Source organism: Cesiribacter sp. SM1, assembly GCF_020178975.1.
Taxonomy (GTDB): Bacteria; Bacteroidota; Bacteroidia; order Cytophagales; family Cyclobacteriaceae; genus Cesiribacter.
Genome location: NZ_JAHXBU010000088.1, coordinates 42,702 through 69,611, shown reverse-complemented (window position 1 = coordinate 69,611; position 26,910 = coordinate 42,702). Strand labels below are relative to the sequence as shown.

Sequence of the window (26,910 nt, the reverse complement as noted above, 5' to 3'; positions counted from 1 at the left end):
TCAAGAACTAACCTCAAGCACAAGAATACCAGCTATATATCTGAAAATAACTACTTAAACTGATGAGCTGTAAACTCCATCTTTAGAGATAACTGCCAGCCGTTCGCCGGCGCTTAGGCACAACAGATCTTTTAAACACAAGAATTGAACTTAAATTTATTTTTGATAGTATTACTATCATATCTGCTAGCTAGTGTATATTTGCTGCACGATCATCTAGAAATATGGCTCAAACCGGAACACAATCATTAACGCCTCTTACCCGTTTCTTCCGTCTGCTAAGGGTAGACCGTAAGCTGATCGGTCATATTTATCTTTATGCAGTGGTGGGCGGACTCGTAAGTTTGTCTCTACCCCTGGGTATACAGGCCATCATAAACCTGTTGGGCAGTGGCAGGGTATCTACCTCACTGGCAGTGCTTGTTTTACTGGTAATGCTGGGCATGGCACTGGTTGGGGTATTGCAGGTGCTGCAATTAACGGTATCGGAGCTGTTACAGCAGAAAGTTTTTACCCGCACGGCATTTGAATTTGCTTATCGCATACCCCGCCTGAAAGGCGATACACAGCGCTCCTACTATGTACCAGAGCTTATTAACCGCTTTTTCGATACTTTATCAGTACAAAAAGGACTTTCCAAGATTCTTCTTGATTTTTCAAGTGCCGCCCTGCAGGCAGTGTTTGGGTTAATCCTGCTATCACTCTACCATCCCTTTTTTATCTTATTCAGTGTGCTGCTGGTGGTGCTGGTAGCCGTGATGTTCCGCATTACCGGCCCAACAGGCATGGTGAGCAGCCTAACAGAATCGAAGTACAAATATGCAGTGGTGCACTGGCTGGAAGAGATGGCCCGCACCCTGGAAACTTTTAAACTGGCAGGCACCTCTCCTCTACCGATGGAACGTACTGATAAGCTGGTAAATGGCTACCTGGATGCCCGCAGCAGGCACTTTGGCGTCTTAAAGTTTCAATACATCAACCTGGTGGTGTTTAAGGTGCTGGTAGCTGCCGGCCTGCTGATTCTGGGTGGTAAACTGGTGCTTGAACAGCAGATGAACATTGGCCAGTTTGTAGCTGCAGAAATCATCATCATTCTTGTGCTCAATTCTGTAGAGAAGCTCATCATGAGCATGGAAACCATATATGATGTTTTAACCGCTCTTGACAAGCTGGGGCATGTAATGGACCTGCCTCTTGAAAACCATACCGGCACTCATCTGGATAAGAGCTTTGGCGCCAAAGGAGGCATGTCTATCCAGATGAACAATGTTTCTGTTAAGGAAGCTGATGATCGCAGATACCTGCTTCAGAACCTGAACCTAAATATACAGGCAGGAGAACGCGTTTGTATTACAGGGCGCCGCAACAGCGGCAAGAGCCTGCTGCTGCGTATAATGGCAGGCCTGCAGGAACCTTCTGAAGGGCTTATGAATTACAATGGACTACCCCTTGACAGCCTTAACCTCGAAAGCCTCAGGCATACCCTGGGTGCTAACCTGGAAAAACAAGGAATATTTGCAGGTACCCTGCTGGAAAACATAACTTTGGGAAAGCCCGGGATTGATTTTGATACAGTACAGGAAATGGCCGAGGTTACAGGCCTGAACCGCCTGGTACAGGAAATGGCCGATGGCTACAATTCCAGGCTGCTGCCCGAGGGGCGTCATTTGCCGGAGAGTGCCGTGCACAAGATCCTGCTCACCCGCAGCCTTATCAACAAACCCAGGCTGATTCTGCTTGAGGAGCCCTTCGAGGCCCTGAATGTACCGGATCGTAAACGACTGCTCAAATACCTGCTCAACCCTGCCCATCCCTGGACTGTTGTGCTCAGCACTACACAACCGGAACTGGCAAAGCAGTTCAACAGGGTGCTGGTGCTGCACAATGGTGAGCTCATAGAGGTTCCTGATCCCGCCAGGTTAACCGATGAAAAATGGTATCATGAGGTATTTATCAGCTAAAGACTTTTATGCTCAACATAAGCAAAAATGAAATAGATTTTGAGGTGGCCCCAGAGCGCTACGCCTCAATTAACCGGCTGGAGAATAAAAGTGGTAAAAACATTGCTTCACGCCTGCTGATTATTGCCCTGCTGATATTTATTGCAGTTTTGTTTCTTCCCTGGACCCAAAACGTGCAGGGAGTAGGTTATGTAACCACCCGCCTGCCCAGCCAGCGGCCGCAGACAGTTCCGGCCATTATAGATGGCCGGATAGTACAATGGTATGTGCGCGAGGGAGAGCTGGTACACAGAGGAGACACCCTGCTGCAGCTGGGCGAAATTAAGGAAGACTACCTGGACCCGCTGCTGGTAGAAAGAGCCGAACTGCAGTTTGAAGCCAAAGCACAGTCGGCACAGGCTTATGGCCAGAAAGCCGATCAGCTCGACAACCAGATTGCAGCCCTGCAGGAACAGCGTGTTTTTAAGCTTGAGCAGGCGCGTAATTACCTGCAGCAGGCTGCCCTTAAAGTACAGTCCGATAGCATGGATCTGGTGGCCTCACGCACCCAGATCAGCATAGCCGAAAACCAGTACCTGCGCATGGAAGAGCTTTTTGAGCAGGGGCTCAAATCGCGTACCGATCTTGAAGCACGGCGCATGAAGCTGCAGGAGGCACAGGCAAAAGTACTGATTGCCGAAAACAAACTCCTAAGCAGCAAAAACGACCTGCTTAATGCGCGCATCGCGATTAGCGGTCTGCAGGCAGAGTTTCAGGATAAGCTCGCCAAGGCCGCTTCGGAGCGTGCCGAAGCGCTTAGCGGCCGTTATACCGCCACTGCCGATGCTGCCAAACTGCAGAACCAGGCAACTAATTACGACATCAGGCGGGGACTTTATTTTGTAACGGCCCCACAAACCGGCTATATCACTAAAACCATTAAATCCGGTCTTGGAGAAACCGTAAAATCCGGCGAGCAGCTGCTTACCATTATGCCATCAGATTATGATCTGGCCGCCGAAATATATGTGCAGCCTATTGACCTGCCGCTGTTGGAAACAGGGCAGCCGGTTAGGGTACAATTCGATGGCTGGCCTTCTATTGTATTTTCCGGCTGGCCAAATGCAGCCTACGGCACCTTTGGCGCCGAGATAGTTGCCATCGATAATGTGATAAGCGAGAACGGCAAATACCGGATTTTGGTAGCGCCAGACCCTGATGAACACGACTGGCCCGATGCCATGCGCATTGGTGCCGGCGCACAAGGTATGGCCCTACTGGGCGATGTACCCCTGGGGTATGAGCTCTGGCGTAAGATCAATGGATTTCCACCAGACTTCTACCAGAGAAAACCGGTAACGACTAACCCTGCTGCTAATAAAGAGAAGAAATGAAAGGGACCTGCATCAGTGTATTTCTTTGTTTGTTATGCTTAACGTTTTCCGCCCTGCCCGCCACGGGGCAGCAGCCCGATACGCTGAGCCTTAACGAGTACTTAAGGCAGGTGGTGCAGCATCACCCCACTGCCCGTGCTGCTGCCTTACTGGTGGAGCAGGGGCGTATGGAAGTACGCAGTGCCCGCGGCTTTTTTGATCCTGTACTGGCGGCAGACCTGGATGAAAAACAATTCAAAGACAAAACCTACTACCGCATATTTGGCAGCGAGCTAAAGGCCACTACACGCCTGGGTATAGGCTTAAAAGCCGGTTATGATTATGCCGAAGGTGATTACCTGAACCCGGAGCGAACTGTACCCTCCGGAGGTTTATGGTATGCAGGAGTGAGTGTTCCCCTAATCCAGGGACTGATCTTTGATGAAGGGCGGGGCATGTTACGCCAGGCCCGCATACGGCAGGAACGCTACCAGTGGGAGCAGCAGCAACTGTTGGCCAACCTGCTGTACGAAGCCACTGCAGCCTACTGGCAATGGGCAGGAAATTATCAGCAGCTAAGCACCCTGCAAAATGCAGTAACAGTAGCTCAGCAGCGGTTCAGGATGGTTAGAAGTGGATTTATGGTGGGTGAGCTACCCGCCATTGATACCCTGGAAGCTTTTCTGCAGCTACAAACCCTGCAGAGCAGCCTTCTGGAGCAGGAGCAGGACCTGGTAAAATCAGAGCAGGCGGCTGCCTCGTTCTTCTGGAGCGAGGGTGGTGATCCGCTGTGGGTAAGCAGCAGTTTACCGGCACCCCTCCCCGCCCCTGTATTAGCCGATAGTTTGAACGGAAACTCAGACCCGGAGCAGCTAATATGGGCAGAGGCCAGCCCCTCTGTTAGGCTATATGGCTATAAAATAGCAGAATTAGAAGCAGAAAGGCGCTGGAAGGCAGAAAAGCTTAAGCCTTACCTGGCTGCCAGCTACAACATTCTTAGCTCAGAGGCTCCTACGGAAAATCCCGCTTCCTATTCGCCAAACAATTATAAGATTGGTGTTAGTTTTAAAATGCCCTTGCTGCTGCGCAGTGCCAGGGGTGAACTTCAGCTTAACCGCCTGAAAATGCAAACCGCAGCACTGGAGCAGCGGCAAAAGCGCCTGGAGGTAACCAACAAGCTGGAGGCCCTTATCAGCAGCTTACAGCTGTTGCAGGATCAAATACGGCTGAACCAGCAACTGGTAACAGGCTACCAGGCTATGTGGCTTGGCGAGCAGCGTAAGTTTGAATATGGCGAGAGTACTCTTTTTTATGTAAACACACGCGAGCTCAAATACCTGGAGAGCCGCTTAAAACTACTCTCGCTGCAGGTGAAATTTCAGCAGCAGGAGGCAGAGTTAAGAAGGCTGATGGGAATAGTACCTTAAGTGCAGTGTACCCTGCTTCATTAGCACTTTAACACATTAACTTTATTTAGCACCATTCTAAATTAATCTGAAACAGGGAGTTAGCCGCAACCAGGCATCAAAGCAGCAAGTATACTACAGTAGTAAATATTGTAGAACTTAATTTTTTATAGATATGGAAGCTACTTGCAACCACTGCACCCACTGGGAGCAAACACAGGCAAAACTAGATGTTCCAACCGATAAGTTTGGTAAGTGTAATGAGCTATCAGATGCTCATGTTGATCCGGAATACATTGTACCGGTTCTGAACGATGGCAGGCCGGTATCAGAAAAAAACGGACACTATGAATACATTACCGGCGCTGACTTTGGCTGCAACCACTTTGCAGAAAAGATGAACCGCATTACGTTTTAAACAGATGTAGACAAATACAGAACGGTGGCCTTTCAGCCACCGTTTTTTGGTTTCCTGTTCTATAAGCCGCTAAGGTCTGTGTTGGTTAAAAAATGGAAGTACCTGTTTTAGTTGTAAGCAGCTCCAGTGTTTTCATGCCCAGCACAGAGTTGCCTTTGGGGTTAAGTTTAGGGCTCCAGACGGCAATGCTGTAACATTTGGGGTGTACCGCAACGATCCCCCCGCCTACGCCACTCTTTCCGGGCAGGCCTACTCTATACGAAAACTCACCAGCCTCATCGTAAAAACCACAGGTCTGCATCAGGGCATTGATACGCTTTACCTGTGACTTCTTCAGAACTCGTGAATCTGATTTGTAGAGACAGCCTTCATCAGCAAACGCCATAAAAGCATGGGCCAGATCCTCACAACTCATCGCTATGGAACACTGGTGGCAGTAAAACTCCAGCACTTTATCTACATCATTCAGGATGTTGCCGTAAGATTTCATCATGTTGATGAGCGAGGCATTCAGATAACCAGTTGCTATTTCAGAAGCTGCCACTTTTTTATCGTACTCAATAGTACTATTGCCTGAAAGCTCCCGCACAAAAGACAAAAAAGATTCCATGGGATCATCAAAGCGGCTGATGAGAATATCTGCCATTACCAGCGCCCCTGCATTCAGAAAGGGGTTTCGTGGTATGCCGTTTTCATACTCCAGCTGCACAATAGAATTGAATGGGTTGCCGGAAGGCTCAACATCTATACGTTCCCAAAGTGTTTCTCCCAGCAGAGGCAGCACCTGCGCCAGCGAAAGCACCTTTGATATACTTTGAATGGAAAATCGTTCCTTGCTATCTCCCAGGCTGTAGTCCTCTCCTGCTACTGTAGAAAGATGTATACCATACTTAAGCGGATCTACCAGGGCCAGCTCGGGAATGTATCTTGCCAGCTCCCCCTGCCCCTTATAAACTTTGGCTTCCAGGTAAATTTCATCAAGTATCTTTTTGTAATCCATGAGGGCTTAAATTTCTTACTACTAGCTATAAAAAGCCTGGTCACCCGAAAAGTGTTTTACCTTTAACTGCCCTGCTCACTTAACCTGAAATCTAGTGCCATTAAAAAAGCAGGCCCGGAAGGGCAAATACTGCTTTCCGGGCCTGCTGCTCATTGCTTATTAACAGATAAATCGTTTAAGCGCTACTATCGCTCTATTTCTTCCAGCAAAGGGTAATCGATATAGCCTTCTTCGCCTGTAGTGTAAAAGGTTTTATCATCCCACTCTGCCAGTGGTGCATCATGCTCAAAACGCAGCGGTAAATCAGGGTTAGAGACAAAGAGCTTACCATAGGCTACCAGGTCTGCTTCGCCTGCAGAAATTACTTTATTGCCCTTTTCTTCGTCAAATCCCCCATTGATGATCAGCGTGCCCTTGTACAGCGGACGATAGTGTTTTGCAATATGGGGTTCTGCATATGGCAGCTTGCTCACATCTGTAAACGGCTCAGAAAGATGCAGGTAAGACAGCTTATACTCATTAAGCTTTCTGGCGATATAGTCGTGGGTAGGAATACTCTCTTCATCCAGCTCCATACCAAAAGTACCGTGCAGGGACGGGTTCATCCGCACACCTATGCGGTTTTCAGGCATTACTTCCTTAATGGCATCTATTACCTCAAACAGAATGCGGGCACGGTTTTCTATGGAGCCACCATAAGCATCTGTGCGCATGTTGGAAGTGCGGTTAAAAAACTGCTGCAGCAGGTAACCATTGGAAGCATGAATCTCTACGCCATCAAAACCGGCATCCATTGCATTTTTAGCAGCCTGTTTAAAGTCTGCTATGGTCTGCCTGATTTCTTCAAGGCTCATTTCCTTTGGTGTTACCGTATCCTTAAAGCCCTCGGGGGTATAGGACTTGGAGTTGGGATTGAAAGCAGAGGGTGCCAGTGGCAACTCTCCCCCATGAAAATCGGGGTGCGACATACGGCCAACATGCCACAGCTGGCAAAAGATCTTGCCGCCCTCTTCGTGCACTGCCCGAGTTACTTTTTTCCAGCCCGCCACCTGTGCAGGTGTATGTATACCAGGGGTATTGATATAACCAACGGCACGTTCAGAAATCTGCGATCCTTCTGAAATGATAAGACCTGCAGAGGCGCGCTGGCGGTAGTACTCTGCATGCATACCTGTGGGAGCTTTATCCTTGTTATCAGCCCTGCTACGTGTCATGGGAGCCATTACCACCCGGTTTTTAAGCTCCAGATCACCTAACGTATAAGGGGTTAAAAGAGGTTTATTATGATTCATCTTTGTAAGTCTATATGTAACATCATTCAATGTTTAAACTACGGATTTAGACTTAAAAGAGTTATTTCCGGAAATTAGAAAAAGGATGAATATTCATGAGGAAACCTTTACAATCCGCCAGAAAATGGGAAAAATCACTATAAAAGCATAAAAAAAAAGCAAAAGCGTGGCAGGATGAACATTGTACTATTCCTGCACCTCCTCCTCTGGCATTGAAAAAAGATCAATAAAAAAGCCCCACCTGAAAAGGAGGAGCTCTTTATATATTTATAAGCTACGCTTAGGCCATTTGTGCGTCCAGCTTCTGAGCCAGAATGTTTTTGCTAACGGCACCTACCTGCTTGTCTACTACCTGGCCGTTCTTGAAAACCAACAGGGTTGGAATGCTGCGAATACCAAATTTAGCAGATACCTCAGGGTTGCTGTCAACATCAACTTTTCCTACTACGGCCTTGCCTTCGTAATCACCGGCCAGTTCTTCTACAACCGGGCCAATCATTTTACAAGGTCCGCACCACTCCGCCCAAAAGTCTACCAGTACTGGCTTGTCGGAGTTCACTATTTCTTCAAAATTAGAATCGGTAATTTCTATTGCTTTACCCATGACTGAAAAATTTAACTTTATGGTAAGAAGACACAAATATACAATAAAAAGTTTCCGCTTAATGCCAGGTGGCTAACAGGCAAAAGCTTAGGATTAGCTCATCAATGCCATACGCTACAATAAAACAGCTGTTAATCATCAAGTAACTAACAAGTTGCAGCTGAAGTTAGGGTTCTATCAGCTTTTCTGATACAACTATCATATTTTTTTATAGTACAATTTTTATCTTTCAAAGCCATTGTACTACCAACCTTAAAATGACAGAACGCTTACGCAGGCTGCTTGTTTGCCTGATATGCCAGGTTATGCAACACTACATGAAAAGGCCACTGCCAGTCAAAAAGCACCAAGCTCCTGCAGCAGCTTTAAACCTTCAGGCCATGGGCCGTAGCCATCTTTAGGAAGGAAATGCCCTGCTTCACGCACTACCTCCAGCCGGCTGCCCAGGCATGAGGCAAAGTAAGTAGCCCGCTGCAACGATACTACATGGTCGGTATCGCTAGCTACTAGCAGGGAGGGGAAAGGCAGCTGATCGAGCGGCATGGGCCCAAAGTTTTTGATGTATGGCGGGTAGTTAGGGTGATCAACATCACTGGGTCCTACCAGTAAGGCTCCTTTTAATTTCCAGCCCCACTTTTTAACCCCATGCAAAATGGTGGCGCAACCAACACTGTGTCCAACCAGCACAAGTTCCTCCGGTTTGTACAGGTCTACTACTTGCCCTAGACGGGCTACCCAGGCCTCTTTTTCAGGCTCCTGCCAGTTCTCCTGCTCTACACGTACAAAATACTGCGGATACTGCTGCTCCCAGTAGCTTTGCCAATGGTCCGGACCAGAATTTCTAAGACCTGGAATGTTGATGATCATACTTCAGAAACAATAAAACGGAATGAGGCTCAATGATAAGACATAGGTATGAATTTTTCTATCTCAGTGGTTCCTATTCTCCCCCCCTTTATCGTTGAACAATTCTGATCTATTGTGCCATACCCTGATGCGCCCTTGTGCTAAATTTCTTTCAACAACAATAAAGCCGGTAACTTCTTAGCAGAAATTACCGGCCTTTGTTTATTCTTTTGATGAGGTGCTATTGAACTGTAAGCAACCAATTGGTAGCTTTTTCAACATCATCGAAATACTGCATCACAAAAGGAGCATTTTTTGTCTGATCTTTAAAATTTGATACAGACATTTGAGTAAATGCATTAGTAGAGATGATGAAAGCAACAGCTTTCAATCCATTCTGCAGCATATTGCCGATGCCATAGGTTGCCGCCCACTCTGTATCTTCCTTTTTTACCAGCGAACTGTTCTGGGTGTTGGACAGTAACCTGGAAGGCTTTTTTTGCCGGAATATTTCTACAGACTTTTCTATCCCTTCCCTGAATTCAGCAGAAGTAGCAAAACCTCTCCAGTTTTGAATAAGCAGCTTTTTCTCTGCATCATATTCAATTACCAGGTATGATTTTTCATAAAGCTTCGTTGTGGGTTTGGCAGCGGCAATCATAAATGTGTGAACAAATAAAGTTTAGGCTGCAAATCAGCAAAACAAAAGTGAAATACAATAATCACTTGCTGGCAAAAGCATTCTCACGTAAGAAAACAACCCGCTTTACTAAATGATTGCTAGTTGCTTTGATCAACGGTTAAACAATCATCAATCATCGTTACTAAACTTTATACAGCTTCAAGACCTCTATGCTTCTACTGCGCCCCATTACCATTACCCCAGGCTATACTCCACATCCGGCTTAAGCACATCCAGCTGTTTGAACAGATCGTTGGAGGGGTCGATGCGGTATTTGCGACTAAGGAGTTCTACCTCCATGCCCTGGCCATTCTCGTGTGCTTCTATTGAAACTTTCAACTCACAATTACCCGGGAATTTTGAACCTACCTGCTCCAGCAGCTCAATTAGCTCTTTGCTAATGTGCTGCACCGGCACCTTTAGCTTCAGGGTTTTGGCCAGTTTGCTCCTGATATCGCCCAGCAGCTGAATGTTGGTGATCTTGAATTCCAGATCATCTTCCTTCCAGGGCTTAGACTGTACACTGCCCGTGAGGTGCAGGAACCAGCCCGGCGTGAGGAAAGCCTTAAAACGGGTATAGTCTTCGCCGAAAAGATAAAAGGTAAAAGAGCCTTCGTAATCTTCAAGGGTAAGTGTGCCAAAGGGCTTGCCGTTCTTGGTCATGCGGTGGCCTACATCCGTAACTGTTCCCCCCAGGGTTACCTGGTTACGGCTGCGCAGGGTGGGCAGGTCGTTTAGTTCACTGCAGCGGGTGTTGCAGAACTGGAGCAGCTCCAGCTTAAACTGGTCGAGCGGGTGGCCGCTTAGGTAAAAACCAACCACCTCTTTTTCAATCCGTAGCTTTTCCAGGTCGCCAAAAGGCTCTACCTGTGGCGGACGTGGCATGGGAATGGCTACAGTGCCACTGCCTGCACCACCGAAAAGGCTTACCTGGGCGCTGTCTTCCTCCTGCTGGGCCCGCTGAGCCCATTTAATGGCCAGCTCAATAAGGGTACCTTCCCCTGCTTCGTCGTTGTGCAGGTACTGGCGGCGGTGGCAGTCTTCGAAACAGTCGAAACCACCAGCCATGGCCAGGCATTCAAAGGTCTTCTTGTTTACTGCCCGCAGGTTAACGCGCTTGGCAAAATCAAAAATATCTTTGTATTTGCCTTTTTTGTTTCTTTCGTTGATGATCTCCTCCACGGCAGCTTCGCCTGCACCTTTGATGGCTCCCAGACCAAAGCGGATCTCCCCGGCATCGTTCACCATAAACTGCACATCCGATTCGTTTACATCGGGGCCCAATACTTTGATGCCCTGGTTGCGGCACTCTTCCATAAAGAAGGTTACCTTCTCAATGTTGCTCTGGTTGTGCGTGAGCACCGAAGCCATGTACTCTGCCGGGTAGTGCGCCTTGAGGTAGGCGGTGTGGTAAGCCACCACCGAATAGCAGGTAGAGTGCGATTTGTTGAAGGCATAGGCTGCAAAAGCTTCCCAGTCTTTCCAGACTTTTTCCAGTGCTTTGGGATCATGCCCCCGCTCCTTACCGCCCTCTACAAACTTAGGCTTAAGTTTCTCCAGCAGGGCAAAGATCTTTTTACCCATAGCCTTACGCAATACGTCGGCATCGCCTTTGGAGAAACCAGCCAGCGACTGCGACAGGAGCATTACCTGTTCCTGGTATACCGTAATACCATAGGTCTCACCCAGGTACTCATCCATGGCAGGTATATCGTAGGTAATAGGCTCACGGCCGTGCTTACGGGCAATAAAGTTAGGGATGTACTCCAGCGGACCCGGACGGTATAGGGCGTTCATGGCAATAAGGTCCTCGAACTTGTCCGGCTTCAGGTTGCGCAGGTGCTTTTGCATACCGGGCGACTCGAACTGGAATGTACCGTTGGTTTCGCCACGCTGGTAGAGTTCGTAAGTCTTCTCGTCGTCGAGCGGAATGGTATCCGGATCGATGGTTACGCCATGGCGCTTTTTGATGTACTGTATAGCTGTTTTGATGATGGACAGGGTTTTCAGGCCCAGGAAGTCCATCTTCAGCATACCGGCGCTTTCTACTACCGAGTTATCGAACTGGGTGTTTACCAGCGCCGCATCTTTGGAGGTAGCTACCGGTATATACTTGGTGATGTCATCGGGCGTAATGATTACACCGCAGGCATGTATACCGGTGTTGCGAAGGGAACCCTCCAGGATCTCTGCCTGCTTCAGCACTTCTGCCCTGAGGCCACGGCCATCGCGGATGGCTTTGAGTTCGGGCACCTCTTTGAAGGCTTTTGCCAGGGTTGTGCCAGGCTTCTCCGGCACCATTTTGGCCAGCTCGTTAGATTCCTGGAGTGGCAGCTCCATTACCCTGGCACAGTCACGAATGGCCGATTTGGCTGCCATGGTACCATAGGTAATGATCTGTGATACCTGGTTCTGCCCATATTTCTTTACCACATAATCAATAACCGCACCGCGGCCTTCGTCGTCGAAGTCAATATCAATATCGGGGAGTGATACCCTGTCGGGGTTCAGGAACCTCTCGAACAGCAGGTCGTAGGCTATGGGGTCTACGTTGGTAATACCAATGCAGTAGGCTACGGCCGATCCCGCCGCTGATCCCCTGCCCGGCCCTACGGCCACGCCCATTTCGCGGGCTTTGTTGGTAAAGTCCTGTACAATGAGGAAATAGCCGGGGTAACCTGTTTTGGCAATCGTCTCCAGCTCAAAATCGAGGCGCTCCTGTATTTCAGGCGTGATTTCGGCATAACGCTTCCTGGCCCCCTCGTAGGTAAGGTGGCGCAGGTAATTGTTCTCCCCCCTTTTACCGCCATCCTCTTCATCGAGCGGATCCCGGAATTCGGCCGGGATATCGAATTTAGGCAGCAGCACATCGCGCTGCAGCTTATAGGTTTCTATTTTATCTACAATTTCCTGGGTACACTCAATGGCCTCCGGCAGGTCGGCAAAGAGTGCCTTCATTTCGTCTTCCGACTTCAGATAAAACTCCTGGTTTGGAAAGCCAAAGCGATAGCCACGACCCCGGCCAATGGGTGTTGATTGCATCTCACCATCGCGCACGCAAAGCAATACATCGTGTGCACCGGCATCGGCTTTATCGAGGTAGTATACATTATTGGCTGCAAAGTATTTCACGCCATACTTACGGGCAAAACCAAGCAATACCTCGTTTACCTTGTTTTCTTCATCAAGGCCATGGCGCTGCAGCTGCACATAAAAATCATCGCCAAAACATTCGTGCCACCACTTGAAGGCATCTTCTGCCGGGCCTTCACCAACGTTCAGGATCAGACCTGGAATTTCACCATCCAGACCGCCGGTGGTAGCAATCACACCCTCGCGGTACTGGCAGATCAGGTCTTTGTCTATGCGAGGGTACTGGCCGTAATTACCCTCCATATAAGCCAGGGAACTTAGCTTGGCCAGGTTATGGTAACCTGTTTTATTTTTGGCTAGCAGTACCTGGTTAAAGCGCTTATCGGGATTGTCTTTGGTAAACTTAAGCGTAGTACGCTCTTCGGCCACATAAAACTCGCAGCCAACAATAGGTTTCAGCTCTGCGGCAAGGGCTTCCTTCACAAATATAAAAGCACCAAACATATTGCCATGGTCGGTCATGGCCACAGCCTTCATACCCAGTTCTTTGGTCTTTTTAACCAGGTTTTTAATGTTTGGTGTTGCCTGCAGAATGGAGTACTGGGTGTGAACGTGCAGGTGCGAGAAAGGGCTGTCGATTTTTTTGGCGGCAGCCTTGTCCAGAACTAAGCCGGCACCATCCTTGGGTTCTTCCTTGCGTTTGGCAAAGTTGGCAGCATCCAGCTCCGGGGCCTCATATACGATCTCAGCGTAGGGCGTGGCATCGAAAGGCTTCACCACCTGATGGCTTATCAGGCCAAAGAAACAGCGGGTGGTGGCATGCACGTCGTAGGCTGCATCGTGGGCATCGCCAAAGCCTTCGCCAAAAAGCTTGGTGTGCAGCTCAGTAAGCGTGGGCCACTTAAATTTACCGCCCCTGCCGCCGGGAATGGCGCAAAAGTCGGTTGAGACTTCTTTGGTATCGAGGATGGCTGTTTCGAGCAGCTTGCTGGCCACTGCACCGCGGATAAACTCCGCCCCCATCACATTAATATCGAACTCTACGTTATGGCCCACCAGCACCCCGGCTTTGGCTACATCAGCAGCAAAGATCTCCAGCACCTCCTTCAGCGGCTTACCCATCTCCAGGGCCATCTGGGTGCTGATGCCGTGGATCTTCTCCGAATTATAGGGGATGGTAAAACCATCCGGCTTTACTATGTGGTTGCCTGCATTGAGCAGTTCGCCCTTTGCACCATGCAACTGCCACGCAAGCTGTACCAGGCGCGGCCAGTTGTCCAGATCGGTAATCGGGGCGTTATAATTCTTGGGTAAACCGGTGGTTTCGGTATCGAATATTAAATACATGCAAGCAGCTAACAATGGTTGAAAGAGCAGTAGTTCCTACACTTTTAAAAGTAAAGGAAACACCTCTGCCCCCGATGAGGCAGGGTAACAAAGATAGCGAAAAGGCCATTATCAAACCTCCATGGTTTTAAAAAGCTTAACAGTTTTAACTTAGCCAAAAGCCTCTACAGCAAACACCATTTTTAACACTATTTAAGAATCCACCAGGCATTAGATGGCATATTTTTTGATTCATTATCAGTAAGATATAAAACAAAACAGCATGAAAATATTTAAAATAGTTTTACTGGGACTCGCGTTGGTTTTTGCAGCTCAGGCTGGATGGGCACAAACCAGCAGCAGAGAGCAGAAGAAGATAGAGAAAGCCGAAAGAAAACGGCTTAAGGAAGAAGAGGAAAGAAAGAATCATGAGCTGCTGGTAAGTTTGGTAAAGGATCAGACTTATGTACTTGAGGCTACGACACTTGCTGGCAGGTATGGTTATCAGTACCAGGTAAGCCCTAATACTAACTTCATCATGGTAGAGGGTGATCAGGTTATCGTTCAGACTGCCAATAACCATGGCGTTGGCTATAATGGCCTGGGGGGCATTACCATTAATGGTACCATCAGGGATTACGAGGTACACAATGAAAAAAATGGTGTATCTGTTATGATTAGGTTCCAGGACCCTGTGTTAGGGCTCTCTACCTTAAACTTAAGCGTACAGGCCAATGGTTATGCCCGCGCTACTGTGCTGGGAAACTGGGGAGCCAGGGCAACATTCCAGGGCCAGTTTAGTGACCTTGAAGAGTCTCGTATCTTCAAAGGCCGGCCAATTATCTAATATTTATAGATCAGTCGCTATAAATCTCATCAACTGCTTTGCTTGTAGTCAGGATACTTTCCGCTACAGTAAAGCAGTTTTTTTTGCTCTTGCCAGGGTAAGCTGCTCTCATCCAGTTGCAATCAATTTTAGTCCTTCAGTATGCCATTGTTAAAGGCAGGGCATGAAACGTTTTGCGCTGCCCCGCCCTCCCCTCATCAAAATACAGGGTGAGGTGGTGTTGCGGGGCTGGCTCGAATGAGATCTTCCCATTATTTCCGAAGAAGCTGGTGTAGGCATTCTGATAGTGAGTTTCTGGTATACCAAACCGTATCTTTGTGAGCTTTTTCAGCGCTGGCTGATGATCAACTGGCTCTTCCGCTTTTTTCATCCCAGGCATTGGAGGCCAGCGAAAAGTCCAGGGCAGGTAAGGATTCTCCTGGTTTGTAATCACTTCTATCGCCATACCTTCAGGCAGATAAACAGGCTGGTATTTAAGGCAACCCTCGAAGAGCCTGTCTGTATCTGCTGAATACTCCAGACAAAGCCCGAAGGGAGAGCTGCCGTTTTGTAGATGATTTGCCCGTTCCCACAGCTTTGTTGGAGCAGTCAGCGGGTTCGTTATATCGTTTACGTTGTTTACCCAGAGTATCTCCAGGTAAAAATTTTCAAAATAGAACTTCCTGTTGCGGGTACCCTGTCCCGGATGTACGCGATTGCTGCCCTCCTGCAGTCCAAAGCTTAATAACTCGTCAGCTTCAGCGCCATCACTGTCAGAGAAAATAAAGATATGACCAATCTCCATGCTTTCGGTATTTCTGGAAAGATAGTGAGGTTGGATGTTATTATAACAAACTACTCCTGGCGGGAATGATAAAATAACGGCATCTACAACTATTGCCAGGGAGAATGTTAGCCATGCTAACTTTTTGCTTAAGCAGCTAAAAAAAATCAATGTTGGCTCCTACCGCAGTACTACAGGGGTCAGGATATCTATCCCTGTCTGCTTCGGAAAATTCAGAATAAGTTCTTTATCTGAAACTTCCAGGGTTCCCTTATTAAGCTGCTTACCATTGTTTAATTCTATGGCGTATTCACCATTTTCAAGATTACCCAGGTTTATACTGGCTCTTGCAGGCCCTACTGCAGAGGCACATTGCTGCGAAGCACCAGGCGCTATGTGCTGAAAATCAATTCTGATCACATCACCATCACCGTTCCTGTCGTAGCCGATTACATAGTCGTAGCAGATGTATTCCTTCAGGGTTTTACAATGCAGTACTACCTGCTCCCCACCTCCCACTGCGGCTTCTGCCATTTCCACCTCCACTAATGAATCAATGAGCAATTCATCACCAGGCCCCTTTTCACAGGAAAAGATCAACAAGAAAACCGGAATACAGAAGAGGTACTTCATGATCTGAAATAAGTCAGAGAATATTTTCTTATCTCAAGACTTAAATCAGCGCAGGATGGTTGGAATTATAGCAAGATATTCTAGAACTAATCTTACTAAAACAGGTCAACCATATGATTTATAGGCATATGAATTGTGAGAAAACTTATAAAAATATACAAAACAAGCTTACCTGAATGTGTGGCCAACCGGCCGAAATGATCCTTCGGATACAACATGCAGCTGTGGCTTATCTTTGCTGGGCTTAATTTCCCTTTTCTTTAATCTGATCTTCATGAAAAATCAAAACAAAACATCTGTTAATCCTTTTTATGTTCTAACTTGTTTAAGATAAAGGCATATCTATTGCCGTTGTGCCTCCCTAAGCCAGGCATAGTAATGCTTATAAAGCAACACCTGTAAAGGGTACCCTGATAGAAATATCCGCCCTGCAAATGGTGCTGTTGTTAACTCGCCGCAGGTATGTTATTTTTTGCTTTAGCATGGTTTTACAGCCAAAACAACTGAAGTGGAAAATAGCTAGCAATGATTCCACACTACGATACAGCAGATCAGATCTGATCTGCTGAAGTCCCTGCAACTGTTTGTTTGCCTCTATAAGCTGGTGGTCTGATCTACACTTTCAGAAGCCTGAAAATTAACAACTGCTAAGGCTGCTGCGCTTCCTATGCCTGCGCTGCCTTTATTTTTTACCTCCCTGGCATCCCCTTGATATCAAAAGCCACGGGAGTAGAAAAAATATTTTACCTGCCCCTCCCTCTGGTCAATTGCTGAGGCTGCCAGCCCATATTTCCAGGCCGACCCCGGATCGTCCGCCTGTTGGTACATGCTTACTGATTGACCTGTTTTTAAACATTTTTTAACTAAACTTTCACAAAATGAAAAATTTCTCCCTTCTGCTCTTGATGGCACTGGTAATGACTATTACCAGCTGCCACTACCTTGACGACATTTTTGATGAGGTGGAACCTACAAAACCACTTGTCCAGACCTATGCTACCGGCTTAAGTGCCCCCATTGGACTGGTTATGGGAGACCAGAACCGTTTATGGGTTAGTGAAAACGGCCCCGGTGCATTCGATGGTCAGGTATCTATGATCATGCCCGGGGGCATGGTATACCCGGCAATTGTTGGCTTTCCTACTTATATCAATCCCGAGGGCTTACCGGGAGGGGTAAACCATTTGGCGTATAAAAATGGCATGCTGTACATTTTGAGTGAGGTTGATGGTAGGTTGTATATGGCTGATGTCTCTAAATTCAGACCGGGCAGCACGCCTGTGCAAGCAAGTGAGCTTGCTTATCATGAGATCCGCAGCTTTATTCTGGATTATGATTTTGGCCCCCTCGATACAAATGAGAGCAATCTTTACAATCTTACCTTTGGGCCCGGGGGCGATCTGTTTATTGTGGATGCTGCCGCTAATGCAATTATAAGAAGGGATGCTGGAGATGCTTCCTTAAGTGTGTTTGCCTTTATACCTGATATCCCGAACCCAACACCAGTTGGTCCGCCCACCATTGATGTTGTACCCAATGGTATCGTTTGGGATGGAGAGCGCTTCCTGATATCTACCCTTATCGGTTTCCCTTTCCCGGCTGGTGAATCACGCATTTATGAGCTTGACCATGACGGCAATATCTCGGTATACCAGGAAGGCTTCACCAGCCTGGTGGACATAGCCCTGGGACATGACCAGCTGCCTATGGTACTGCAGTTCAGTGAGTTTTCACTGGCTAACGGAGGCTTTCAGCCCATGCAGGGTAAGGTGATCATAGCCAATGGTACTACCCAAACAATTCTGAAAGACAAGCTAAACATGCCCACCTCTCTTGAGCTCGATGGCCGCAAAGCCTATGTTACAAGCCTGGCAGATGGTACCGTAACCCGTATTATCTGGTAAAGCTACAGGAGCTGCCTCCTAAACAAGAGCGGGAAGCATCTATACTGCTTCCCGCTCTTTATTTTACCATCAAGATGCAGCCAGTTTTTACTAAACACATATCAGGCCTAACTGCAGGCTGTAAATTCTTTCTCTAAGAACGCTAAGCTCCTGCAGCATGCGCCTGCTGTTTTCCTCTTCTTTGCTGAAAGAAGGAACAATGGTTTTATAATACTCGATACCCGCCAGCAGGTTATCCTTAAATGTTTGCAGCGACTTCAGCTGCCTGGCAGAAGCCTCCTTCAGGCTGTCGGTCATTTGCTTTTCGAGATATTCAATGTAGAGCACCAGTTCATTTATAAATAAACTGGGCCGGTACACATTACTAAGTATATTTCGCCTGCCGTAAATATGCCCTACAATTTCTTCCAGGCTGAAGATCCTGGAGAAGTAAGCCATATTGGGTCCAGGACAAATACTCACTGCCTTACTCTTCTTTACAATTTTGTTGATGATCAGTGCAGAATTGGCCAGTCCTACACACAGGCACTCTTTGGCAGTGATCTTTTCTGCTGCTTCTCTATGTGCCGCAGGCTCCATTTCCAGCTTATCGAGTTCTTGCAGCTTTAGCTTCTGATACTCATGAGAGGCTGTACAGATAGGCTCTTCTGAAAACTCCGTATTAAACACCAGGTGTTTTTTTATGCAGGGGCTGCCGGGTTTTCCCTGCCTGATCCGCGCCTGCTTCTCCTGCTCTGCAGAACTATCCTTTAGCGTGTTAAATGGCACCCCCAGGGGCGATACATAGCTAAGATGCAGATCTTTCTTTTCTGCCCTGGCTAAGCGCTCCATCGTGGGCTCGTCTACCGTAGTGGCCTCGGGAACCAGTAAGAATGGTGTGCCCCAACCGGTTTTATCTACCTGGTAATACTCAAGCAGAAAGGCCTGCTCTCCCGCAGTACCAATACCCCCCTGGTAGGTAAGCGCCTGCTCGAGCGGCTGCGCAGAGGGCTGCAGCCCCTTCTCCTCCAGGGCCTTATCCAGGATGGACTGGAGCTCTGCTGCCAGTGCTGCCCGCTTTTGCTTAAACTCTTCCAGGATAGGGCCAAGCAGGAGTCCGTCGGTTGCAAAGGCATGTCCGCCACAGTTGAGGCCCGATTCTATCCTGAACTCCGATACCCAGATACCTTTTTTGGCCAGGAATTTACCTTGTATTGCTGCCGATCGGAAATCGCTTACCTTTAGCACTACCTTTTTCCTGATGGCACCAAAAGCATCGGGGTAAAAGTCGGGGAAGTTCTCCAGGTAGGTGTACAGCCTGGGGTTGAGTCCTGCAGAAAAGATGATGGAGGAATTTAGCTGACTGTTGGCATAGCCACGCAGGGCCGCCAGTGCATCAGAATATTCAGGCGGCAGGGCATTGCCTTCTTTACTGAAATTAGCCCTGTCCAGTTTGGTCATGATGTTAACATCTATCGCTCCGGGCTGCATCTGCAGGCGAAGTTGCTGCTGAAGCTGCTCCTTTCTCTCCCCATCTGATTCCTGCTGCATTTGCCTGTACAGGCGAGTGAGCGGAGCAGTATCGGGCAGCAGCTCAAAATAGCGAGTAATTTCAGTACCTGCGGCAAAGGCTTCTTCCTTTAGTTTGCAGAACTGCTGCCGGGTAATCGTATGCAATAAATCAAGATATGCGGTTGTTCTTTTAGCCCTGTAGTCTTCTGCAGAAGGGTGAATGGGATCATACGCCAGACCATACTCCCCACAGTAATGCCGGCGCATCTGTTCCATCAGCGTATCGTCGCTAAGCGATACTACCGAGCTGATACCAAAGCGGGCAATTTTAAGTGGTGAATCAATTGTAAAGGCGAGTCCCATTACCGGGATGTGAAAAGAATGAGGGTCTTGAAACATAAGTCAAACAGCAAAATAAGTTCATAAGCAAGAAGCAGAAGATTTCTGCCCTTAAATATGACTTAAGTCAGGTATAGATCTTTTCAGGCAATAAGTGACTCCGCACTACTCCCCACCGGATAAAAAAATCTACTTTAAATCAACAAAAGAAAGGGCTGCTTCTATCTGAAGCAGCCCTGCTAATTACATCATGATAAATGTCTTAGAAATCCATCTCGTCGGCACTGGGACCATAGCTGCCTGGAATGGGAATATTGAGTAGCCTTAGGTAAACACCCAGCTGTGCCCTGTGGTGTACAATCTGGTTAAAGCTCATACGCAGTACGGCAAGCTTCGGGGATGTATCGTAAATGGTGTCTCCATCGCGTAAGGTCCAGGGGTCGGACAACTGCTCATCGCGCCCCATCGCAATATGCTTTCTGCCATCTTCCAGGCTTTTTTCAAAGTACTCCAGCAATTCTGCCGTTGTATTCACATCCACTGGCGCATAAGGATTATTTGAAAAATCAAGCTCATTGGTGGTGAGGGTCATGCCGATCCAGGTTGGCAGCTCTGCAATGTGGGTAGCAAGCCGCTTGATGGTCATGCTTTTAGGGTGTGGCTGCCAGCTGAATTTATCATCCGGAATGCGCTCCAGCATTTTGCGGGTGGTAACAGCCTCCTGCTCCAGCTCCTTGGCAAAGATGTCGATGAGAGTGGTAGTAGCGGCTGTTGTTTGTACCGGCGGGGTCTGAATCATAGTCATAGTGCTTGTTGTTTTTGGTGATATCACAAAGGAAACACCACCCACTGACAACCCTATGGCAGCCTAATTTCAGGGTAGAATATTTATTTTAAAATTTTATAGAGTAGCCTGTAACTAAGGGTTTAAGAGTCTGTCATGCTTCCCAAAACACTGGTAATGGGCGGTGGAGACTTACTGAACTATAAACTTCAGATGCTTTACCTCTTTTCCATTCTCTAGCTTCAGCAGGTATAAGCCCGGCACCAGGGCAGACGACATTTCTATCTCAAGTAGGTCAGATTGATTAACGGTAGCTTTCACTTCCAATACTTTAAAACCGCTTGCACTGTGTATTTCTGCAACTAGTGTTTTTCCTGCAAGTCCTGCACCAGCATTTACGCTGATCCGCCTGCCGTTACCCGGATTAGGGAATACATAGGCCTGCTGCAGTATCTCTCCTTGTTCCAGACCGGTAACAGTCCCTGGCTTTTCCCCGCTAATCTCCAGCCAGTTGAGGTTAAAGCCGCCCTTTAGCACCTTCAGCCTTAGGGTGTGTTTTCCTGAAGGGATTATTAGCTGCTGATCGACCGTTTGCCAGCTTTGCCAGCCAGCTGTTTGGGCTATGCTGAACTGCGTGACCAGCGCTTCATCCAGTATTACCTCCAGGCTCCCGGTTTGTGTACCGGCAACACGCAGGCTTAGGTACCACTCCTGCCCTTCTGCAACATCTATATTATATGCCAGCCAGTCTCCGGCATCTAATGAGCCCACATGCAGAAGGCCGCTTTCGTCTTCCGTAGCTTCCAGCTGAATACCCTGCATTTGCTGGTAGTCCTGCCCCTGGATTCTGGCCGGTACAGCCCTATGATATGCAGGATCGTGTACAGGCATGTTCACATACAGCTCACCCAGTTCGGTTAACTGCCCATTCTGGCCCAGGAGAGAAATATTTGGACCATCGGCCCGGCCTGCAAACCATGCATAACGAAAAACGTTGGGGTTGTTCTCCATATGCTCCACGGCATTGATCAAAAAGCTCTTTTGCTGCTCCAGGCTTATAGCAGCATTATCCCAGCAGGCAAATTCTGTTACCCAGATCGGCTTGTTGTATTTTTCAAAAAGGGAAAGGTACCACTCCAGTCCGCCGCAGCCATACCAGTGTACAGCAATGTAGTCTACCCGGCAATCTTTGCAGGCTTCAAAAAATGCATCCAGGTACTCTACAGGATCGCTATAGGTAGTACCATTTTCGCTTACGCAATTGCCACAGTAATTCACGGCAGGGCCTATCAGCTCCAGCCCATAACCGGTGGCAATGGCCTCCAGCTCCGGCCAGCGGGCTGCTGCCTGTACAGGAGTCATATTTGCCTGATCCTTAAAGTTTGGTTCGTTAAAACCAAGCAGGTATCTTATTTCAGGATCGTTCTCCAGGGTATTATTAAGTGTTGCCTGGCTCCAGCTGCCACCCCAGACCATAGGCACAAACTCCACCGCATAATCTTTGTACACCCATTTTACGCCATTATCAGGAGCCTGGTACCAGTTGTACCACCAGCTGACACCTTTTGAAAGGGCTTCCATATCCTGTGGGGTATGATAGCCATAACCTATTCCTCTTTTCTCACTCCTGGTTTGTGCCTGCCCAGGGGTTGGCATGAGCGCAACTATAAGAATGGAGATGATTAACGTCCGCATGATTCGGGATCTACAAAAACAGAAAGTTTTAACTTACACTCTTTTCAGCAATGCCTCGATCCTACTGGTATTATCTTCTGATTTCAGCACCAGGATTCGCACATCAGCTAATTTTTACCCTCTGCCTGCATTGCTCATGGAACTGCTGCTGTTGCTGGCACTGGCTAAGCTGTCCCGCAATTTAATCAGGTAGGCTTTTCGCGTTTGGAGCTCTCCTATTTCAGCCTCATAAGTGTTTATGTTAGCCAGGCTGGGGAAGCTTAGCCTGGCTTTGGAGAAGGAATACGAAATGATTAGATGTACATAATTGAATATTAATAAAAGAGCCTGGCTGAAACTTGTTCTGGTTCTCTTAAGACCAATTTTACTGGCTGTCCGCTCATTCAGAACATAACTCGTTCCCTTTATTTTGATGTCCTTACTGTTCTCCTCCCGATGCTCTTCCAGCAGCTGTAACAACCCATCGAGGTAGCTCCTGATGATTAGCCTGGTACGCTGTTTGCCATTCAGCTTTCTATTTATCACAAATACATAATCGAATAAAGTACCACCATGCACTGTAATGACTCCCCGCTTCTCATTCTCAGCTAAAAATAGTGGAGAATAATAGAAAAGCTTTCCGTTTCGCACCAGAGAGGGAGTATCAAAAAATGGAGCAATAACAGTGAGCGTTAGTGCTATAAAAAAGATTGACAGCAGATAAAAGCCCAGCAAATAAGACACCAACAGCACTCCAATGTTCACCGCAGTAGCAACACTGCTGATCATCAGCTGAATATGATTTTGCTCTTTTTTTGACTTCAGGTAAAATGTGTGCTTTATTTCTGTCATTGTATCTTTGCTGGCAGTCATTGCTGATTTATGTTTCTCATCAGCCTGCAGGGTCAATTTAAATAGATTCTACCCTGGCTCTCGACTCCTACTCACTAAATGATCACTGGAAAATTGTATGCAAGCCTGGTCCTGATTTCATTAGTGCCTTGCTGTTCTGCCTAACAACAGTAAAAAAGGCTGCCACCAGCACAAGCGCTGTACCTGCCCCCGTAAATTAGCTTTGGCAATTAAAAGCAGTGCAGCTTCAACTTAAAGCTAATGAGGCCGGATGTATTTGATACATAGGGCCTCCAGAATAGCAGCCAGTTTATCTCAATCCGTTGTTGCACTCAAACAGGAGCAGTTCTTCCTGATTTGCAGGCATCTGGATGTTTTTAACAAAACCAAAGCCAAGTTTTGTCAGTAATTTTTGAGAGGCAACATTTTCCTTTACAGTGATGGCCCTAAGGAAAGATAATCCAAACTCCTCTTTTGCCGCTCTTTTGATCTCGCTCGCTGCCTCAAATGCATATCCCTTCCCTTCGTGTTGGGGTAGTAAAGCAAATCCTAAATCAATTCCTTCCAGTCCTTCCCTGTCATACAAGCCGCAGATACCCACTTTTACTCTGTCAGCTTTATCAATAATCGTATAGTTCGAAAATCCCAACCTTTCTAACTGGGTTTGCATCCGGTTTCTAATGTATGCCTGTGCATCTGCTATCGACTTTACATTTCTATCTCCTATGAATTTTATCCATTTAGGAGTGTTGAGCAATTCATAAATCAGATCTGCATCCTCTTCTGAGGTTGGCTTGAGCATCAGCCTTGCAGTTTCGAAAGATTTAAATGGTTTCATTTATGCTGGTAGCTAAAGAATCAGACAACAATATATGGATCAGTAGGGCTATCTGATACAAACCGACTCCAATATATTGTGCTTCTATGAAAGTGGGTTGTGTACAAGGTATGATATCTCCTCTAAATAAGTTCTCCGTTTGTGGGTGTTTTCATTCATGCCAGTACAGGTTTGTAGCTTACTATAGTAGCACTTCCTGTAAAATAAGCTTAACAGAAAGCTTGAAAAGCATGACAAAGGTCATGTTTCCCGGTGAGCCATCTCATAACCTCTCCGTTCAGTTGCTACTATTTTTGTCCCGTGTGAGGCCTGTACAAACAGCCTCCTGTTTCAGGAACGGAAAGCACAAGAGAAGGGACGGAAGAAAGCAGCGGTAAATCCTGATTTTCCTACACAACAATCCAACTACAATGCTTTTGATTATGTGGCAAAACAGCAGTAAGCTGTTTTGCCTGCAGGTTACATTGACTGGTGTTAAGAAAGGCCCTGTGCAGTAGAAGTTAACCTTGCAACAATATTTAAAACTATGTTCGTAGATGAAACAAGTTGAACCCAGCCTTAACTCTTACCTGTCCTTCAGGCTTGATCATGAGACTTTTGGGGTGAATGTAAGTAAGGTAATTGAGATACTGGAGGTACCTCACATTACCAAAATTCCCAAAGCCCCACCTTTTATGCGGGGAGTTATTAACCTAAGAGGCACTGTATTGCCAGTGGTAGACGCACGCCTGAAACTTGGGCTGAAAAAAATAGCCGGTTCTATAGATACCTGTATCATTGTCTTCAGAATTGTGATAAGCACAGAAGAAGTACTTGTGGGTGCCCTTGTAGATGCGGTGCAGGAAGTGTTTGAAATGGATGAAAGCCGGCTGATGCCCCCTCCCTCTATTGGCGGAAAGTTCCGTACAGATTTCATACAGGGCATGGCCAGAAAAGAAGATGACTTTGTGATGATTCTGGATGTAGACAAGATTTTCACCAGCCAGGAGATCATCCACCTGCATGCAGAACTGGAATAAGTAAATAGGTAACATTCAGATACTCAAAACTACGGACTGCTACACGACAAGCTGTTTATCTGAAAAATTTTACACTCTTCTTATTATTAATTCAAAATGAAACTGACGATCAAAACCCGTTTAATTTTAGCCTTTACCCTGCTGATTGGCTTATCCGGCACTGTTTATTTCATGGCCGATAAAGCGTTGACTAATTTAAACAACAGGCTCAATATCATTGTGAACTCCAATGCACAGCGATTGATTTACAATGGCCAGTTGTCATCAGACCTGCAATATGTTGCCGTACGCATACGTGATATCGTTATGTCTGATGACCCTGCTTTTATTGAAGAAGCCATAGCGCTTAGAGCGCAAAAGCTAAAAAGTATGGATAAAACTGTTGAGGAAATTCTGAAGCTGCAAGATGAAGAAAGCAAGGAGCTAACATATGAATTTGTTAAGGTTATGGACCAGTTCGGCAGATCTCACGATCGCATTATAGCTGTTAAAAGAAAAAACGCTGAAAATGCAAGGGAGGAAGTTGACAGGATATTGACAGAAGAAGGCAGGCCACTGCTGGCAAAATGTGCTAAACTAATTGAGCAGTTCACAAAAGTTAACCAGAGAGATTTACAGAATGCAACCCAAGAGACTGATGTTTTGTACCAGGAAACACAAAACTATATGCTGACAATCATCATTACAGGTGTATTGCTTGCCATCGGTATTGCTTTCTGGATCATCTACTCAATTTCAGTGTCTATATCAAACGCCAGGACTGCCATACAGGCAGTAGCCGGGGGCGACCTGACGGTGAAGATTTCTACTGAAAATAAGGATGAAATGGGAGAACTGCTCCTGCATCTTAACAACATGGTGGTGCGCCTGAAGGAGATCATTACATCAGTAACGGCAGCAGCAGACAATATCGCTTCAGCCTCCCAGCAGATGTCTGGCTCCTCACAACAGATGAGCGAGGGAGCAACAGAGCAGGCAGCCTCTGCCGAAGAAGTATCCTCTTCCATGGAAGAGATGGCTGCAAACATTCAGCAGAATACTGATAATGCCCAGCAGACCGAAAAGATAGCCCTGCAGGCCGCAGAAGATGTGCAGGAAGGCAGCCAGGCGGTGAACCAGACAGTAGACTCTATGAAGAAGATCGCCGAAAAGATCACCATCATTGGCGAAATAGCAAGGCAGACAAATCTTTTAGCCCTTAATGCAGCAGTAGAAGCAGCCCGTGCAGGGGAGCATGGCAAAGGCTTTGCCGTAGTGGCCGCAGAAGTAAGAAGATTGGCAGAGCGGAGCCAGCTGGCAGCCAACGAGATCAATGAACTATCCTCATCATCAGTAGCCATTGCCAATAAATCAGGCAAACTGCTGGAGCAGATTGTGCCAAACATCCAGAAAACCGCACGCCTGGTGCAGGAGATCACAGCCGCTTCGCTGGAGCAGAATGCAGGCGCAGAGCAGGTGAACGGAGCCATTCAGCAGCTTAACCAGATCATCCAGCAGAATGCTGCCTCTTCCGAAGAAATGGCCGCTGGTTCTGAAGAACTTTCCTCACAGGCAGATCAGCTCAAAGATACGGTAAGCTTCTTTAACATCGGTCACCAGAGCCAGAGCAGCCAAAGCAGAAGCAGCAATAAGAAAAAGAAGCAGCACATACCAGTGGTGCAGCTGAATGGTAGCGGTGTGCCTAAAAAAGCTACTACTGCTAAAACAGGACTGCAGCTGGAGCTCAATGGCCACGACAGCATGGACAGCGACTTTGTGCGGTTCTAAGGATCAACTCCTTTGTTAA

Annotated in this window: 21 protein-coding genes; 8 read left to right on the top strand and 13 right to left on the bottom strand. The window is 47.2% G+C overall.

What is annotated here, in order from left to right:
* Nucleotides 1-224: 224 nt before the first annotated feature.
* From KWJ01_RS14165 to KWJ01_RS14150, 4 genes are all read left to right on the top strand, one after another.
* A complete protein-coding gene (locus KWJ01_RS14165; protein ID WP_224997206.1) occupies nt 225-1,961 on the top strand; it encodes a peptidase domain-containing ABC transporter in 1,737 nt (578 codons plus the stop codon).
* A gap of 8 nt (nt 1,962-1,969) precedes the next feature.
* Nucleotides 1,970-3,334, top strand: coding sequence for an HlyD family secretion protein (locus KWJ01_RS14160; RefSeq protein WP_224997204.1), 1,365 nt, complete (start codon nt 1,970-1,972; stop codon nt 3,332-3,334).
* Entirely contained in the window at nt 3,331-4,740 is a 1,410-nt protein-coding gene (locus KWJ01_RS14155) for a TolC family protein (RefSeq protein WP_224997202.1), read from the top strand. The genes KWJ01_RS14160 and KWJ01_RS14155 overlap by 4 nt, the downstream gene beginning before the upstream one ends.
* Nucleotides 4,741-4,894: 154 nt before the next feature.
* On the top strand, nt 4,895-5,137 hold the full coding sequence (locus KWJ01_RS14150) for a hypothetical protein (RefSeq protein ID WP_224997200.1): 243 nt from the start codon (nt 4,895-4,897) through the stop codon (nt 5,135-5,137).
* A gap of 85 nt (nt 5,138-5,222) precedes the next feature.
* Here KWJ01_RS14150 and KWJ01_RS14145 read toward each other — a convergent pair whose 3' ends face one another.
* The 6 genes from KWJ01_RS14145 to dnaE form a co-directional block, all read right to left on the bottom strand.
* Nucleotides 5,223-6,137 carry a glutaminase gene (locus KWJ01_RS14145; RefSeq protein ID WP_224997198.1) on the bottom strand — a complete coding sequence of 305 codons (915 nt, stop codon included), beginning with the start codon at nt 6,135-6,137 and terminating at the stop codon, nt 5,223-5,225.
* Nucleotides 6,138-6,322: 185 nt separating this feature from the next.
* Entirely contained in the window at nt 6,323-7,429 is a 1,107-nt protein-coding gene (locus KWJ01_RS14140) for an alkene reductase (protein ID WP_224997196.1), read from the bottom strand.
* Nucleotides 7,430-7,709: 280 nt separating this feature from the next.
* Complete coding sequence (gene trxA, locus KWJ01_RS14135) at nt 7,710-8,033, bottom strand: thioredoxin (protein WP_224997194.1); 324 nt, start codon at nt 8,031-8,033, stop codon at nt 7,710-7,712.
* A 336-nt stretch (nt 8,034-8,369) separates the two neighbouring features.
* Nucleotides 8,370-8,900 carry an alpha/beta hydrolase gene (locus tag KWJ01_RS14130; RefSeq protein ID WP_224997192.1) on the bottom strand — a complete coding sequence of 177 codons (531 nt, stop codon included), beginning with the start codon at nt 8,898-8,900 and terminating at the stop codon, nt 8,370-8,372.
* A 220-nt stretch (nt 8,901-9,120) separates the two neighbouring features.
* Nucleotides 9,121-9,540, bottom strand: a complete 420-nt coding sequence (locus KWJ01_RS14125) for a hypothetical protein (protein ID WP_224997190.1) — start codon at nt 9,538-9,540, stop codon at nt 9,121-9,123.
* 216 nt (nt 9,541-9,756) lie between these two features.
* Nucleotides 9,757-14,001 carry a DNA polymerase III subunit alpha gene (gene dnaE / locus KWJ01_RS14120; protein WP_224997189.1) on the bottom strand — a complete coding sequence of 1,415 codons (4,245 nt, stop codon included), beginning with the start codon at nt 13,999-14,001 and terminating at the stop codon, nt 9,757-9,759.
* Between the two features lie 262 nt (nt 14,002-14,263).
* Between dnaE and KWJ01_RS14115 the strand changes: the two genes are divergently transcribed.
* Entirely contained in the window at nt 14,264-14,827 is a 564-nt protein-coding gene (locus tag KWJ01_RS14115) for a DUF4251 domain-containing protein (protein WP_224997187.1), read from the top strand.
* Nucleotides 14,828-14,963: 136 nt separating this feature from the next.
* On the opposite strand, the gene KWJ01_RS14110 is transcribed toward KWJ01_RS14115, so the two are convergent.
* On the bottom strand, nt 14,964-15,611 hold the full coding sequence (locus tag KWJ01_RS14110; protein WP_224997185.1) for a VOC family protein: 648 nt from the start codon (nt 15,609-15,611) through the stop codon (nt 14,964-14,966).
* A 159-nt stretch (nt 15,612-15,770) separates the two neighbouring features.
* Nucleotides 15,771-16,223, bottom strand: a complete 453-nt coding sequence (locus tag KWJ01_RS14105) for a hypothetical protein (protein ID WP_224997184.1) — start codon at nt 16,221-16,223, stop codon at nt 15,771-15,773.
* Between the two features lie 878 nt (nt 16,224-17,101).
* Between KWJ01_RS14105 and KWJ01_RS14100 the strand changes: the two genes are divergently transcribed.
* Nucleotides 17,102-18,127, top strand: a complete 1,026-nt coding sequence (locus tag KWJ01_RS14100; protein ID WP_224997183.1) for a ScyD/ScyE family protein — start codon at nt 17,102-17,104, stop codon at nt 18,125-18,127.
* A 90-nt stretch (nt 18,128-18,217) separates the two neighbouring features.
* Here the strand turns inward: KWJ01_RS14100 and KWJ01_RS14095 are convergent, their stop codons facing one another.
* The 5 genes from KWJ01_RS14095 to KWJ01_RS14075 form a co-directional block, all read right to left on the bottom strand.
* On the bottom strand, nt 18,218-20,017 hold the full coding sequence (locus tag KWJ01_RS14095; RefSeq protein WP_224997182.1) for a hypothetical protein: 1,800 nt from the start codon (nt 20,015-20,017) through the stop codon (nt 18,218-18,220).
* Between the two features lie 202 nt (nt 20,018-20,219).
* Nucleotides 20,220-20,762 carry a DinB family protein gene (locus tag KWJ01_RS14090; RefSeq protein ID WP_224997181.1) on the bottom strand — a complete coding sequence of 181 codons (543 nt, stop codon included), beginning with the start codon at nt 20,760-20,762 and terminating at the stop codon, nt 20,220-20,222.
* 171 nt (nt 20,763-20,933) lie between these two features.
* The gene (locus KWJ01_RS14085) at nt 20,934-22,436 is read right to left on the bottom strand and encodes a glycosyl hydrolase (protein WP_224997180.1); all 1,503 of its coding nucleotides are present in this window, start codon (nt 22,434-22,436) and stop codon (nt 20,934-20,936) included.
* A gap of 114 nt (nt 22,437-22,550) precedes the next feature.
* Nucleotides 22,551-23,267 carry a hypothetical protein gene (locus KWJ01_RS14080; protein ID WP_224997179.1) on the bottom strand — a complete coding sequence of 239 codons (717 nt, stop codon included), beginning with the start codon at nt 23,265-23,267 and terminating at the stop codon, nt 22,551-22,553.
* Between the two features lie 310 nt (nt 23,268-23,577).
* Nucleotides 23,578-24,105, bottom strand: a complete 528-nt coding sequence (locus KWJ01_RS14075) for a GNAT family N-acetyltransferase (protein ID WP_224997178.1) — start codon at nt 24,103-24,105, stop codon at nt 23,578-23,580.
* A gap of 536 nt (nt 24,106-24,641) precedes the next feature.
* Between KWJ01_RS14075 and KWJ01_RS14070 the strand changes: the two genes are divergently transcribed.
* Both KWJ01_RS14070 and KWJ01_RS14065 read left to right on the top strand, forming a co-directional pair.
* Nucleotides 24,642-25,124 carry a chemotaxis protein CheW gene (locus tag KWJ01_RS14070; protein ID WP_224997177.1) on the top strand — a complete coding sequence of 161 codons (483 nt, stop codon included), beginning with the start codon at nt 24,642-24,644 and terminating at the stop codon, nt 25,122-25,124.
* Between the two features lie 96 nt (nt 25,125-25,220).
* On the top strand, nt 25,221-26,891 hold the full coding sequence (locus KWJ01_RS14065; RefSeq protein WP_224997175.1) for a methyl-accepting chemotaxis protein: 1,671 nt from the start codon (nt 25,221-25,223) through the stop codon (nt 26,889-26,891).
* Nucleotides 26,892-26,910: the final 19 nt, after the last annotated feature.

Coding starts and splice junctions, on each gene's coding strand:
- KWJ01_RS14165 (WP_224997206.1), top strand. CDS start 225: ATGGCTCAAACCGGAACACAATCATTAACGCCTCTTACCCGTTTCTTC.
- KWJ01_RS14160 (WP_224997204.1), top strand. CDS start 1,970: ATGCTCAACATAAGCAAAAATGAAATAGATTTTGAGGTGGCCCCAGAG.
- KWJ01_RS14155 (WP_224997202.1), top strand. CDS start 3,331: ATGAAAGGGACCTGCATCAGTGTATTTCTTTGTTTGTTATGCTTAACG.
- KWJ01_RS14150 (WP_224997200.1), top strand. CDS start 4,895: ATGGAAGCTACTTGCAACCACTGCACCCACTGGGAGCAAACACAGGCA.
- KWJ01_RS14145 (WP_224997198.1), bottom strand. CDS start 6,137: ATGGATTACAAAAAGATACTTGATGAAATTTACCTGGAAGCCAAAGTT.
- KWJ01_RS14140 (WP_224997196.1), bottom strand. CDS start 7,429: ATGAATCATAATAAACCTCTTTTAACCCCTTATACGTTAGGTGATCTG.
- trxA (WP_224997194.1), bottom strand. CDS start 8,033: ATGGGTAAAGCAATAGAAATTACCGATTCTAATTTTGAAGAAATAGTG.
- KWJ01_RS14130 (WP_224997192.1), bottom strand. CDS start 8,900: ATGATCATCAACATTCCAGGTCTTAGAAATTCTGGTCCGGACCATTGG.
- KWJ01_RS14125 (WP_224997190.1), bottom strand. CDS start 9,540: ATGATTGCCGCTGCCAAACCCACAACGAAGCTTTATGAAAAATCATAC.
- dnaE (WP_224997189.1), bottom strand. CDS start 14,001: ATGTATTTAATATTCGATACCGAAACCACCGGTTTACCCAAGAATTAT.
- KWJ01_RS14115 (WP_224997187.1), top strand. CDS start 14,264: ATGAAAATATTTAAAATAGTTTTACTGGGACTCGCGTTGGTTTTTGCA.
- KWJ01_RS14110 (WP_224997185.1), bottom strand. CDS start 15,611: ATGGAGATTGGTCATATCTTTATTTTCTCTGACAGTGATGGCGCTGAA.
- KWJ01_RS14105 (WP_224997184.1), bottom strand. CDS start 16,223: ATGAAGTACCTCTTCTGTATTCCGGTTTTCTTGTTGATCTTTTCCTGT.
- KWJ01_RS14100 (WP_224997183.1), top strand. CDS start 17,102: ATGAAAAATTTCTCCCTTCTGCTCTTGATGGCACTGGTAATGACTATT.
- KWJ01_RS14095 (WP_224997182.1), bottom strand. CDS start 20,017: ATGTTTCAAGACCCTCATTCTTTTCACATCCCGGTAATGGGACTCGCC.
- KWJ01_RS14090 (WP_224997181.1), bottom strand. CDS start 20,762: ATGACTATGATTCAGACCCCGCCGGTACAAACAACAGCCGCTACTACC.
- KWJ01_RS14085 (WP_224997180.1), bottom strand. CDS start 22,436: ATGCGGACGTTAATCATCTCCATTCTTATAGTTGCGCTCATGCCAACC.
- KWJ01_RS14080 (WP_224997179.1), bottom strand. CDS start 23,267: ATGACAGAAATAAAGCACACATTTTACCTGAAGTCAAAAAAAGAGCAA.
- KWJ01_RS14075 (WP_224997178.1), bottom strand. CDS start 24,105: ATGAAACCATTTAAATCTTTCGAAACTGCAAGGCTGATGCTCAAGCCA.
- KWJ01_RS14070 (WP_224997177.1), top strand. CDS start 24,642: ATGAAACAAGTTGAACCCAGCCTTAACTCTTACCTGTCCTTCAGGCTT.
- KWJ01_RS14065 (WP_224997175.1), top strand. CDS start 25,221: ATGAAACTGACGATCAAAACCCGTTTAATTTTAGCCTTTACCCTGCTG.